Source organism: Rhizobacter sp. P5_A1 (assembly GCF_056400745.1).
Map to the genome: position 1 here is coordinate 17,921 of NZ_JBFUKR010000016.1, position 12,918 is coordinate 30,838.

Consider the following 12,918-nt stretch of genomic DNA (forward strand, 5'->3'; position numbering starts at 1 on the left):
ATCACGCGGGCTTGCGCCCGCGCGCTCGCCGCATCAGCAGGTACGCCGCCGGGATCACGAACATCGACAGCAGCGGCGCGGTGATCATCCCGCCGACCATCGGCGCAGCGATGCGCTGCATCACCTCGGAGCCGGTACCGGTTCCCCACATGATCGGGAACAGGCCGGCGAGGATCACCGCGACCGTCATCGCCTTCGGCCGAACGCGCAGCACCGCGCCTGCGCGGATCGCCTCGAGCAGGTCGTCGTCGCCGGTGCGCCCCTTGTCGACCCGCTCCTGCCACGCGTGTTTCAGGTACAGCAGCATGATCACGCCGAATTCGGCCGACACGCCGGCCAGCGCGATGAAGCCGACGGCGCCGGCGACCGAAAGGTCGTGGCCGAGCCCGTACAGCAGCCAGATGCCGCCGACCAGCGCGAACGGCAGCGTCGCCATGATCAGCAGCGCCTCGCCGATGCGCCTGAAGGTGAGGTACAGCAGCACGAAGATGATCAGCAGCGTGAACGGCACGACGATCTTCAGCTTCGCGGTCGCGCGCTCGAGGAACTCGAACTGGCCCGACCACGAGACGGAGTAGCCCGGCGGCAGCTTCACCGCCTTCGCGACGACGCGCTGCATCTCCTGGACCGCCGACTTCAGGTCGCGGCCGCGGATGTCCACGTAGACCCAGCCCGACAGGCGCGCGTTCTCGCTGCGCAGCATCGGCGGGCCGTCGGTGATGCGCACATCGGCCACGTCGGAGAGCACGAGCCGCGCGCCGCGCTCGGTGACGATCGGCAGTTTGCGCAGGCCGTCGAGCGAGTCGCGCAGCTCGCGCGGGTAGCGCAGGTTGATCGGGAAGCGCTGCAGTCCTTCGATCGTCTCGCCGATGTTCTCGCCGCCGACCGCCGACGCGATGACCGACTGCACGTCGGCGATGTTCATGCCGAAGCGCGCGGCTTCATCGCGCTTGATGTTCACGTCGACGTAGCGGCCGCCGGTCAGCCGCTCGGCCAGCGCACTGCTGACGCCCGGCACATCCTTCAGCGCACGCTCGATCTCGCCGGTGATGCGGTCGATCGTCACGAGGTCGCTGCCCGCGACCTTCACGCCGACGGGGCTCTTGATGCCGGTGGCCAGCATGTCGATGCGGTTGCGGATCGGCGGCACCCAGATGTTCGCCAGGCCCGGCACCTTGACGACCCGGTCGAGCTCGTCGACCAGCTTGTCCTGCGTCATGCCGGCGCGCCATTGGTCGCGCGGCTTGAACCGGATCGTCGTCTCGAACATCTCCAGCGGCGCCGGGTCGGTCGCGGTCTCGGCGCGGCCCGCCTTGCCGTAGACGCTGGCCACTTCGGGCACGGTCTTGATCAGCCGGTCGGTCTGCTGCAGCAACTCGGCCGCCTTGCCGGCGGACAAGCCCGGCAGCGCCGACGGCATGTACAGCAGATCGCCCTCGTCGAGCCGCGGCATGAACTCGCCGCCGATGTGCTGCAGCGGCCACAGGCTCAGCACGAGCACGGCCGCGGCGCCGGCCAGCGTCAGCTTCGGCCGGCGCAGCACCGCGTCCAGCAGCGGCCGATAGACCGCGATCAGCCAGCGGTTCAGCGGGTTGGTCTTCTCGTCGGGAATGCGGCCGCGGATCAGGTAGCCCATCAGCACCGGGATCAGGGTCACCGACAGGCCCGCGGCGGCCGCCATCGCGTAGGTCTTGGTGAACGCGAGCGGCGAGAACAGCCGGCCTTCCTGCGCCTCCAGCGTGAACACCGGGATGAAGCTGAGCGTGATGATCAGCAGCGAGAAGAACAGCGCTGGTCCCACCTCGGCGGCCGAATCGGCGATCACGCGCCAGTGCGCGTCGCCTCTCAAGGTCTGATCCGGGTGGTCGTGGTTCCACTGCTCGATGTGCTTGTGCGCGTTCTCGATCATCACGACCGCCGCGTCGACCATCGCACCGATCGCGATCGCGATGCCGCCGAGCGACATGATGTTCGCGTTCACGCCCTGGTAGCGCATCACGACGAACGCGGCCAGGATGCCCAGCGGCAGCGAGACGATCGCGACGAAGGCCGAGCGCAGGTGGAACAGGAAGACGAAGCACACGAGCGCGACGACGATGAACTCCTCGCCGAGCTTGTGCGTCAGGTTTCCGACCGCGCGCTCGATCAGGCTCGAGCGGTCGTAGACCGGCACGATCTCGACGCCGCGAGGCAGGCTCGCCCGCAGCGTCTCGAGCTTCTCCTTCACCGCGGCGATCGTCTCGAGCGCGTTCTTGCCCGAGCGCATCACGATCACGCCGCCGACGGCCTCGCCCTCGCCGTCGAGTTCACCGATGCCGCGCCGCATCTCCGGCCCGATCTGCACGCGCGCGACATCGCCCAGGCGCACCGACACGCCGGCGTCGGTCGTCGTCAGCGGCACCTTGCGGAAGTCGTCGAGGCTCTGCAGGTAGCCCGACGCGCGCACCATGTATTCGGCCTCGCCGAGCTCGAGCACCGAGCCGCCGGCCTCCTGGTTCGCCTTCTGGAGCGCGTCGACGATCCGTGTGTGCGGGATCCTGTAGGCGGCGAGCTTGTCCGGGTCGAGCACGACCTGGTACTGGCGCACCATGCCGCCGACCGACGCGACCTCGGCGACGTTCGGCACGGTCTTCAGTTCGTACTTCAGGAACCAGTCCTGCAGCGCGCGCAGCTGGCTCGCGTCCTGTGTTCCGCTGCGGTCGATCAGTGCGTACTGGTAGATCCAGCCGACGCCGGTCGCATCCGGCCCGAGCGAGGCCTTCGCGGTCGGCGGCAGGCGCGACTGCACCTGGTTCAGGTACTCGAGCACGCGCGAGCGGGCCCAGTACAGGTCGGTGCCGTCCTCGAACAGCACGTAGACGAACGAGTCGCCGAAGAACGAGTAGCCGCGCACCGTCTTCGCGCCCGGCACCGACAGCATCGTCGTCGTGAGCGGGTAGGTGACCTGGTTCTCGACGATGCGCGGCGCCTGGCCGGGGAAGCTCGTGCGGATGATGACCTGCACGTCCGACAGGTCGGGCAGTGCGTCGAGCGGCGTGCGCAGCACCGAATGCACGCCCCAGGCGCTGAGCAGCAGCGTCGCGAGCAGCACCAGGAAGCGGTTCGCGATCGACCCGCGGATCAGGCGCGCGATCATCGCCCGCTCCCCGACGCCGGCGCGCCGTTCAGGCGTGCCTCGACGCCTCTCAGGCTCGCCTCCGAGTCGATCAGGAACTGCGACGACACGACCACGCGCTGGCCCGCCTGCAAGCCCCGCCTGATCTCGGTCTGGCCACCGCTCTCGATGCCGGCTTCGACATCGACCGGTCGGAAGCGGCCATTCTCTTCGGCGAGCATCACGACCGTGCGCCGGCCGGTCTGGATCACCGCTTCGGTCGGCACCAGCGGCAGCTTCTCGGCGCGCACGTCCATCAACTGCATCTGCACGAACATGCCCGGCACGAGGCGGCCACCGGGGTTGGCCAGCTCGGTGCGGACCTTCAGCGTGCGCGTCGCCGCATTCACCTCGGGCAGGATCGCCTGCACCCGGCCGTCGATCGGCGTGCCGGGCGCCGCAGCACTGCGGGCCTGCACTTTCGCGCCGGGCCGCAGCAATGCGGCCTGGGCCTCGGGAACCTCGGCGTTCGCCCACACGGTCGACAGACCGTTGATGCGGAACAGCGTCGTGCCCGACATCACGGTCATGCCTTCGCGCAGCGCCAGCTCGACCACGACACCCGCGATCGGCGCCGTCAGCGTGATGCGCGCCTGTGTCTTCCCGCTGCGCTCGACGAGGCCGATCTGCGCGTCGTTCATGCCGACCAGGCGCATGCGCTGGCGCGCGCCGTCGACCAGCGCGGCGAGCTCGGTGCCCTGCATGCGCCGCACCGACAGGAACTCTTCCTGCGCGGCGATCCAGTCGGGCACGTACAGGTCGACGAGCGGCTGGCCCTGGGCGACGCGGTCGAGCGTCGCGCGCACGTGCAGGTGCTCGACGTAGCCGGTCGCGCGCGCCTGCACGATGGCCTGGTCGCGCTCGTTGAACGCGATGCTGCCGGCCGCGGCGACCTGCGGCGACAGCATCCCCTCGACGACCTGCGCGGTGCGCACGCCCAGGTTCTGCTGGGTGCGCGGGCTCACGGTGACCCCGCCCGGGTCGCTGTCGGCATCGGCATAGACCGGCGACATCATCATGTCCATGAACGGCGACTTGCCGGGCGTGTCGAACTTGCTCGCCGGCACCATCGGGTCGTGGTAGTAGAGGATCTTCTTGCCGGTGACCGGATCGACGTCGCCCGCCTTGAGGCCGGCTGCCATGTGGCGGCGCGTGGCTGCTTCGCCTTCGGCGATGCTTGGCGCGGCAGCGGCTGGCGCGGCGCCCAGGCCGACGCCGCGCTGCATGCCGAGGGCATACAGGCCGTAACCGGCGGCCCCGAGCACGCCGGCGGCGGCGAGGGCGATCACGAACGGGGTGGGTTTCATGGCTTGCTCTCCATCGCGCCGCGGCCGACCGGCACCAGGTAGTTGAGTTGCGCCCACAGCCGCGCAGCGTCCATCTCGAGGCGGAGGCGCTCGAGCGCCAGGTCGATCTCGCCGCGCCGCGCGTCCAGCACCGCACTCAAGGGGCCCGCGCCGCCGCGGTACGCGGCGATCGCCGCGCGCGTGCGCTCGTTCGCGAGCGGCAGCAGCGCGGCGTCGTAGCGGGTCAGCCGCTCGCGGTCGCTGCGCCACGCCTGCAGCATCGCCAGTGCCTCGGCCAGGTGCGCGCGCGTCGCCTCCTCGCGTTCGGCGCGCGCCTGCTCGACGCCCGTCAGCTTCGCCGCGAGCTCGCGGTCCTGGCGGTTTCTCGCGTCCCACTGCAGCGGGATCGAGACGTTGACCGACACCATGTTCGAGTAGGCCGGCCCGCGCTGGCTGAGCATCAGCTCGACGCTCACATCGGCTTGCTGGCTGCTGCGCGCCATGTCGGCCTCGGCCAGCGCCACCTCTTCCTGCCGTTGCAACACCGCGATCTGCGGGTGGTGCACGAGTTGCGTCTCGAGGTCTTCGGGCCGCAGGCGCACCGTGTCCAGCGCCGGTGGCGTCGCGAGCGCATCGGCGGCAGCCGGACCGACCCAACGTGCGAGTTGCGTCCGGGCCGTGGCGACCTGCCGCTCGGCCAGCGCGATGCGGTCGTCGATCTGCGCGACGGCAGAGCGCGCCGCGAACACATCGGCCTGCGACCCGCGGCTGCCGCGGTAGGCCGCGTCGGCGGCGTCGATCTGCAGCTTGGCCTCGTCGCGCTGCGCGAGCAGCAGCTCGCGCATGCGCTCCTGGTAGTGGCGGTCCAGCCAGGCCAGCGCGGCATCGCGCTGCAGGTTCGAGAGCGCCAGCTCGCGCGCGGCCTGCGCGACCTCGGCCGCGCGCTCGAAGCGCGCCGCGCGTGCCTTCAGCTTGGTGTCGCGCGTGAACTCCTGCATCACGCCGATCGAACGCATCGTCATGAAGTCGCTCGTGAGACCGAAGCGATCCGCTCCGGTGACCGGCAGGTTGTTGATGCCGGCCTTCAGGATCGGGTCGGGACGCTGGCCTGCCGCCACGGCCATCTGGCGGGCTGCCTGCGCGGCAGCGTCCTGCGCCGGCAGTTGGCGCGAGCGGTCCTGCGCCAGACGCAGCGCGTCGTCGAGCGTCAATGGTGCGGCGAGCGCGGGGAGTGCGCCCAGGCCGAGCGCCACTGCCAGCACGAGAGGGCCGAGGCTTGCGCCCGTTGGACGCGGGCGCCGAACGGCGCCGCGGCAAGGGTGATCGAACATGAAGATCTCCAGACGAACGACAGGGTCGAAGGTCGACGTCGCCGTCGGGCCTTCAGCGCGCGCAGCGTCGGGAGATCAGATGCGAAAGACGCAGTGCAGGATGGCGTGCGGTGGCGGGGGCGCCGCAGCCAGGCTGGCGTCGGGGGCCGGCAGGGACCGGCCGAAACCGGGCAAGCGTGCCGGTTCGAGGGGGAGCGCATACAGCAGGGTCGGGATCGCCGCGAGCACGACCGGGGTCGGCGCCGTGTCGGCGCTTTGCTGTCCGTAGTGGCAGTGTTCGGCGCAGAGGTTGGCGGCGTTCGGATCGATCTGGTCGCAGCCGGGCGGCATTGCGGTCAGCGCCGCGTCCGGCGCGGCGGTGGACGGCATCGACGCCATGCCCGACGCGCCGGGGCAGGCGTAGCTGGCCACCGCCAGCTGCGCGAACAGCAGCACGCCGATCAGCCAACGGCCGATGGCTTTGCCGAACGCACGAGACAGGCTCATGCGGCGGATTGTAGGCGGCGGCCGCAGAGACGGTCCACGCGCCGGGTCAACTCGGCGGCCTGCCTTGCGTGTCGTCCTCGGCGTTCCAGCCGACGCGCGCCTGGCGCTTCGCGGCCTCGTCGCGCTCCTGCGCGAACAGCTCCTCGAGCTGCTGGCGGCCTTGTTTCGCGACCGCGATCAGCTTCGCCTCGTCCTTGCGGTGCGGCCCCATCTGGACCAGCTGCTCGACGTTGTGGCGCCGGAAGCGCAGCGCCAGCGTGCGCGCCTGGTGGCGCTCCCAGCCGAGCTGCTCGAGCACGCTGCGCGCGCTCATCAGTGCCGAGTCGAGCGTCTCGCGTTCGATCATCGTCACGCCGAGGTCGTGCAGCTCGAAGTAGTGACGCACGTTGCGGGCGCGCGCGACGATCGTCAGGTCGGGGAAGTTCTCGCGCACCATCTTCGCGACCTCGACGCTCTGGTCGACATCGTCGATCGCCAGCACCAGCACCCGCGCGGTCGCGGCGCCGGCGGTGCGCATCAGGTCGAGCCGGGTCGCGTCGCCGTAGAACACCGGCCAGCCGAAGCGGCGCATCGCGTCGATCTGTTCGGCATCGACATCGAGCACGGTCGGCTTGATGCCGTTCGCATACAGCATGCGGCCGACGATCTGGCCGTAGCGGCCGAAGCCGGCAATGATGACGGCCTGGTTCTGCGGATCCTGCAGCTCCTGCAGCGCGGTCTTTTTCTTCGCCTGGCCGGCGAGCAGCGGGATCCACCACTTGTCGGCCGCGACCAGCAGCAGCGGCGTGACGAGCATCGAGATCGCGACCGCGGCGACCAGCAGCGACGAGGCCCGCGCGTCGATCACACCGGCCGCGGCGGCGGTCTGGAACACGACGAAGCCGAACTCGCCGCCCTGCGCGAGCAGGATGATGAAGACCGGCCGCTCGGGTTTCGGCAATGGCATCAGCCGGCCCATGCCCCACAGCACGAAGGCCTTCAGCAGCAGGAAGCCGAGCACGACGCCGGCGATCAGCAAGGGCTGCGCGATCACGACCGCGAAGTCGATGCTCATGCCGACGGCGATGAAGAACAGGCCGAGCAGCAGGCCCTTGAACGGCTCGATGTCGGTCTCGAGCTCGCGCCGGTATTCGCTCTCGGCGAGCAGCACGCCGGCCAGGAACGCGCCGAGCGCCATCGACAGGCCGACCGTCTGCATCAGCGCCGCGGTCGCGACGACGAGCAGCAGCGATGCGGCGGTGAAGATCTCGGGCGTCGCGCTGCGTGCGATCCAGCGCAGTGCCGGGCGCAGCAGCAGGCGCCCGCCGAACACGATGATCGCGATCACACCGAGCGCCTTGCCCGCGCCGATCCAGCCATTGCCTTGCGCGTGCGCCGGCCCGGTCGCGAGCAGCGGCAGCAGCGCGAGGATCGGGATCGCCGCCACATCCTGCAGCAGCGCGACGCTGAGCACGCTCTGGCCCGAGCCGGTGTTCATCAGGCCGCGTTCGCCGAGCACGCCGAGGCCGATCGCGGTCGACGACATCGCCAGGCCGAGCGACGCGACCAGCGCGACGCGCCAGTCGAGCCCGGCGAGCACGCCGACACCGACCATCAGCGCCGCCGAGCCGAACAACTGCACGCTGCCCCAGCCGAAGATCGGCTTGCGCAGCGACCACAGGCGTTGCGGCTCGAGCTCGAGCCCGACGAGGAACAGCATCAGCACGACGCCGAACTCGGAGAAGTGCAGCATGTCCTGCGGGTTCGTGACGAACTTCAGGCCCCACGGCCCGATCAGGATGCCGGCCGCAAGGTAGCCGATGATTGAGCCGAGGCCGAAGAACTTCGCGAGCGGCACCGCGATCACCGCGGCCGCGAGATAGACGAGGGGGCCGATGAGCCAGGAGGTGTGCTCCATCTCAGAGGCCCATGGCTTCACAGCAGAGGCGCAGAGGCCGCAGAGGAACGCGGAGAAGAACGTGATTTCCTCTGCGGCCCTCTGCGGTCTCTGCGCCTCTGCGGTGAGGGGCCGGCGCGGAGGGCAACAAAGGGCCGACAGCAGACGCAGCCTCACGACTCAATGCGGCAAGTTTCACTTCAGGCCTCCTCGTCGTCGGGCCGCGCGTCTTCGGGCACCTGCGCCGGCAGGCCGTACAGCAGCTCGTCGAGCTCGGGCCAGCGCGGGTAGCTCGCGAGGCGCTGCGCGTAGACCTCGAGGTGCGCCTCGACCTCGGCCTCGCTCGCGCGGTGCGCGCCGTGCAGCAGCAGCGGCGGCAGGAAGCGCAGGCCGCACAGGTTCGCGGTCTGTTCGTAGGGCGGCAGGAAGTCGTCGAAGAAGTAGCGGTTGTAGCTGTTCGGGTGGTACGACTCCTCGGGGCCGCCGGTGGTCGCGACCAGCCACAGGTCCTTGCCGCGCAACGCGGTGCCACCCGGGCCGTAGGCCCAGCCGAACGCGAGCACGTCGTCGACCCACAGCTTCATCAACGGCGGCATGCTGTACCAGTGGATCGGGTGCTGCCAGACGATCAGCTTCGCGTTGCGCAGCAGCGCCTGCTCTTCGGCGACGTCGATCAGGTAGTCCGGGTACAGCGCGTACAGATCGCGCACGACGATCAGCGGCGAGTCTTCGCTCGCCGGCAGGCGCCGCGCCGCGCGCATCAGTCGGCGGTTGATGCGCGAGTGCTCCATCTGCGGGTGCGCGGTGATCACGACGACATCGGGACCGGGCGAGGGCATCGGGCTGGCATCGGGAACGACGGCAATCTGTGATTCGGGCATGGGTTCCGAAAGAGGTTGGGCGTGGAACGTCGGTCGCTGGTTAGTCTCGATGGCGACAGGTTCGCGGGCCCCGCTAACATAACCTGAAAGCAGTTCGACAAATAACGAGCGGAGGTCTGCATGCCGGTGATCGTGGTGGCCAATCCGAAAGGCGGCGTCGGCAAGACCACGCTCGCGACCAACATCGCCGGCTACTACGCCTCGCGCGGGAACGCCGTGATGCTCGGCGATGTCGACCGCCAGCAATCGGCGCGGACCTGGCTCGCGTTGCGGCCCGTCGGCCTCGCGCCGATCGCGGCCTGGGAGGTCAGCCACGACGAGGTCGTGCGCCCGCCGAAGGGCACGACCCACGTCGTGCTCGACACGCCGGCCGGTCTGCACGGCAAGCGCCTCGACGAGGTGATGCGGCTGGCCGACAAGCTGCTCGTGCCGCTGCAGCCCAGCATCTTCGACATCCACGCGACGCACGAATTCGTGCGCCAGCTGCTCGCGCACAAGCGCAGCGAGCGCGTGCAGATCGCGATCGTCGGCATGCGCACGCGCGAGGGCACGATCTCGACCGATCAACTGCGCGGCTTCCTCGACGGCCTCAAGGTGCCGATGCTCGGCTTCCTGCGCGACACGCAGAACTATGTGCACCTGGCCGCGCACGGGCTGACGCTGTCGGACGTGGGCTCGAGCCGCTTCGAGCGGGATCTCGAGCAATGGCGGCCGCTCGCGCGGTGGCTCGACGCCTAGAAGTTCCGAACGACAACCCCAAGAGAGCCCGCATGCGAAGTTTCGAGCACCTCACCGACCTGGAGCCGCTGGTCGGCCAGACCCTCGCCGTCAGCGAGTGGATCACCGTCGATCAGCAGCGCATCAACCTGTTCGCCGACGCGACCGGCGATCACCAGTGGATCCACCTCGACGCCGAGCGCGCCGCGAAGGGCCCGTTCGGCACGACGATCGCGCATGGCTTCCTGACGCTGTCGCTGCTGCCCGAGATGAGCGCGTCGGCCTTCGAGGTGCTTGATACGCGCATGGGCGTGAACTACGGTCTGGGCAAGGTGCGCTTCCCGGCGCCGGTGCCTTCGGGCAGCCGTTTGCGCGGGCACTTCAAGCTGACGCGATACGAGCCGCTCGACGGCGGAGCGCAGCTGACGGTCGAGGTCACGATGGAACGCGAGGGTTCGGACAAGCCGGTCTGCGTGGCCGAGTCCCTGGCGCGTCGCTATGTCTGACGGCTGCGAGGCCTGAACCCACCTGTTGGGGAGGGCGCCGCGTCGCGCCGTCGTTTACGATGCCCCCGTTGCTGGAGACGCGCATGAAGGTTCTGCTGATCGATGACCACCCGTTGATCCTGTCGGCGCTTCAGGCCGTCATCGAAGGCCTCGGCAGCGACACCACGGTGATCGGTGCGAGCAGCGCGCGCGCGGCGCGCGAAATCCTGAAGGCCGAATCCGACTTCGACCTCGTGCTGCTCGACCTGCACCTGGGCGATGCCGACGGTTTCGAGGTGCTGGTCGAGTTCCGCGCCACCTACCCGGCGCTGCCGGTCGTCGTCGTCTCGGCTTCCGACCGCAGCAGCGACGTGATCCGCGCGATCGATGCCGGCGCGATGGGCTTCGTGCCGAAGCGCGCGAGCAACGAGACGCTGTTCGAGGCGCTGCACATGGTGATGTCCGGCGGCATCTACGTGCCGCCGATGACGATGGGCTCGGAACCGGCGGCAAAGCCCGAAGGCGACACCGTGCCGAGCGTGCTGCGCGTGGTGCGCGAGTCCACGCACGACAGCGGCTTCCAGACCGGCGCGGTGCCGCTCGCCGGACTCGGCCTGACGCCGCGCCAGACCGACGTGCTCGCGCTGCTGCTGAAGGGCCAGCCGAACAAGCTGATCGCGCGCGAGCTGAACCTCTCGGTCGAGACCGTGAAAGACCACGTCGCCGCGGTGCTGCGCACGCTGGGCGTCAGCTCGCGCACGCAGGCGGTGCTCGCGGTGAGCCAGATGTCGGGGCAGGGCGGCTTGTCGGCCTGGCGCCATTCCGGCCGCTAGCTTGAGCGAGGCGACGACCGTACCGGGCGGCGCAGCGGCCCCGTCGCAGCCCGCAGGCGCGGCGGCCGCCGATCACGACCTGCACTTCGGTGCCGTGATCGAGACGATCCAGAGCACCTACGCGTACATGCCGGCGGCGCTCGCCGGCTACATGGCCGGCGTCGGCGTCGTCGCGATGCTGTACTGGCCGATCGCGCCGCTGAGCCTGCTGCTGCCGTGGATCGGCGCGTTCGCCGCGATGTGCCTGGTGCGCGCGCTGGTGATCGGCGGCTTCCGCCGCGCCGCGCCGCGCACGCGCGAGCAGTGGCGGGCCTGGCAGCTGCGTTCGAACGTCGGCACCGTCGTCGCGGCCGCGCTGTGGGGCGCGACCGGCTGGATCTTCTACGGCCTGGGCAACGAGCAGCAGCAGGCGACCGGACTGATCGTCATCATCTATACCTTCAGCGTCGCCGGCATCCCGGTGCTGTCGACCCAGCCGCGCCTGTACCTGACGTATGCGGTGCTGTGCCTGCTGCCGCTGGTGATCCGGATCGCGCTGGTCGGCGATGTCTACAGCTACCAGCTGGCCGGCGAGCTGATCCTGATCATCAGCCTGACGACCGTGCTCGCGAACAGCTACCGCCAGGCGCTGCAGCGCGCGATCGACCTGAAGGTGCAGGCCGACGAGCTCGCCGCGCAGCTGCGCGTCGAGACGCTCGCGGCCGACGCGGCACGCCGCGAGGCCGAGATCGCGAACCGCGCGAAGACCCAGTTCTTCACCGCCGCGAGCCATGACCTGCGCCAGCCGCTGCATGCGATGGGGCTGTTCGCCGAAGCCTTGCGCCAGCGCGTCCACGAGCCGGAGGTCGCGCAGCTCGTCAACAGCATCAACGAATCGGTCGACGCGCTCGAGGGCCTGTTCTCCGAACTGCTCGACATCACGCGCATCGACAGCGGCGTGATCGAGGTGCACCCGCAGCACTTCGAGGTCGGCGACATCCTGCGCAAGCTGCGCCTGCACTTCGAGCCGAGCGCGTTCGAGAAGGGGCTGGCGCTGCGGCTGCGCGGCGCCGGCAAGGTCGTGTTCGCCGATCCGCTGCTGGTCGAGCGCATTCTGCGCAACCTGGTCTCGAACGCGATCCGCTACACCAACGACGGCTCGGTGCTGGTCGGCTGCCGGCAGCGCGGCGGCCGCGTGCTGCTGCAGGTCTGGGACACCGGGCTGGGCATCAGCGCGGCCGAGCAGGCGCGCGTCTTCGACGAGTTCTACCAGGTGCCGAACACGCCGAAGGTCAGCCCCGACCAGCGCAAGGGCCTCGGCCTCGGCCTGGCGATCGTCAAGCGCCTCGCCGACCTGATGCAGGCGCCGCTGACCTTGCGCTCGACGCCCGGCCGCGGCACGGTCTTCACGCTCGAACTGCCGCCGGGCCGCGCGCCGCGGCCGTCCGCGCTGCTGCCGCTGCCGGGCAAGGGGCCGGTCGGCATCACGCTGGCCGGGCGGCGCATCGTCGTCGTCGAGGACGAACCGGCGGTGCGCGCCGGCCTGGAGGTGCTGCTCGCCGGCTGGGGCGCGCAGATCGACGCGTTCGAGAGCGTCGCGGCGAGTAGCGCCTGGGCCGAGCGCAGCGACCCGGCGCTCGTCAGGCCCGACCTGCTGATCGTCGACTACCGCCTCGAGGACGGCCTGAGCGGCGTCGACGCGATCAACGCGCTGCGGGCGCGCTTCGGCGCCGCGATCCCGGCGATCCTGGTGACCGGCAGCACGATGACCGGCCACGACAAGGAAGCGCACGAGCACGACTTTCACCTGCTGATCAAGCCGGTGGTGCCGAACAAGCTGCGCGCGATGATCGCGTTCAAGCTCGGCGTGAGAGCGTGAGGGATTGCCCC

Annotated in this window: 9 protein-coding genes and 1 pseudogene; 4 read left to right on the forward strand and 6 right to left on the reverse strand. The window is 70.1% G+C overall.

What is annotated here, in order from left to right:
* Nucleotide 1: 1 nt before the first annotated feature.
* The 6 genes and pseudogenes from AC1DTW_RS17600 to kefF form a co-directional block, all read right to left on the reverse strand.
* On the reverse strand, nt 2-3,136 hold the full coding sequence (locus AC1DTW_RS17600) for an efflux RND transporter permease subunit (protein ID WP_477982597.1): 3,135 nt from the start codon (nt 3,134-3,136) through the stop codon (nt 2-4).
* 11 nt (nt 3,137-3,147) lie between these two features.
* Nucleotides 3,148-4,461 (reverse strand): annotated as a pseudogene (locus AC1DTW_RS17605) (efflux RND transporter periplasmic adaptor subunit); the annotation flags it as partial.
* The gene (locus AC1DTW_RS17610) at nt 4,458-5,693 is read right to left on the reverse strand and encodes a TolC family protein (RefSeq protein ID WP_477982598.1); all 1,236 of its coding nucleotides are present in this window, start codon (nt 5,691-5,693) and stop codon (nt 4,458-4,460) included. The gene AC1DTW_RS17610 and the pseudogene AC1DTW_RS17605, both read right to left, overlap by 4 nt.
* Before the next feature lie 153 nt (nt 5,694-5,846).
* Nucleotides 5,847-6,257 (reverse strand): hypothetical protein, encoded by a 411-nt coding sequence (locus tag AC1DTW_RS17615; RefSeq protein WP_477982599.1) that lies wholly within the window; start codon nt 6,255-6,257, stop codon nt 5,847-5,849.
* A 46-nt stretch (nt 6,258-6,303) separates the two neighbouring features.
* Nucleotides 6,304-8,154, reverse strand: a complete 1,851-nt coding sequence (gene kefC / locus AC1DTW_RS17620; RefSeq protein WP_477982600.1) for a glutathione-regulated potassium-efflux system protein KefC — start codon at nt 8,152-8,154, stop codon at nt 6,304-6,306.
* A gap of 179 nt (nt 8,155-8,333) precedes the next feature.
* On the reverse strand, nt 8,334-8,972 hold the full coding sequence (kefF, locus tag AC1DTW_RS17625; protein ID WP_477982696.1) for a glutathione-regulated potassium-efflux system oxidoreductase KefF: 639 nt from the start codon (nt 8,970-8,972) through the stop codon (nt 8,334-8,336).
* Between the two features lie 162 nt (nt 8,973-9,134).
* On the opposite strand from kefF, the gene AC1DTW_RS17630 reads away from it, so the two are divergent.
* The 4 genes from AC1DTW_RS17630 to AC1DTW_RS17645 all read left to right on the forward strand — a co-directional run bounded on the left by AC1DTW_RS17630 (nt 9,135) and on the right by AC1DTW_RS17645 (nt 12,907).
* Complete coding sequence (locus tag AC1DTW_RS17630; protein WP_477982601.1) at nt 9,135-9,752, forward strand: nucleotide-binding protein; 618 nt, start codon at nt 9,135-9,137, stop codon at nt 9,750-9,752.
* 32 nt (nt 9,753-9,784) lie between these two features.
* Complete coding sequence (locus AC1DTW_RS17635) at nt 9,785-10,237, forward strand: MaoC family dehydratase (protein WP_477982602.1); 453 nt, start codon at nt 9,785-9,787, stop codon at nt 10,235-10,237.
* An 83-nt stretch (nt 10,238-10,320) separates the two neighbouring features.
* Nucleotides 10,321-11,049 (forward strand): response regulator, encoded by a 729-nt coding sequence (locus AC1DTW_RS17640; RefSeq protein ID WP_477982603.1) that lies wholly within the window; start codon nt 10,321-10,323, stop codon nt 11,047-11,049.
* Nucleotide 11,050: 1 nt separating this feature from the next.
* Complete coding sequence (locus AC1DTW_RS17645; RefSeq protein ID WP_477982604.1) at nt 11,051-12,907, forward strand: sensor histidine kinase; 1,857 nt, start codon at nt 11,051-11,053, stop codon at nt 12,905-12,907.
* The last annotated feature ends 11 nt before the right edge of the window (nt 12,908-12,918 follow it).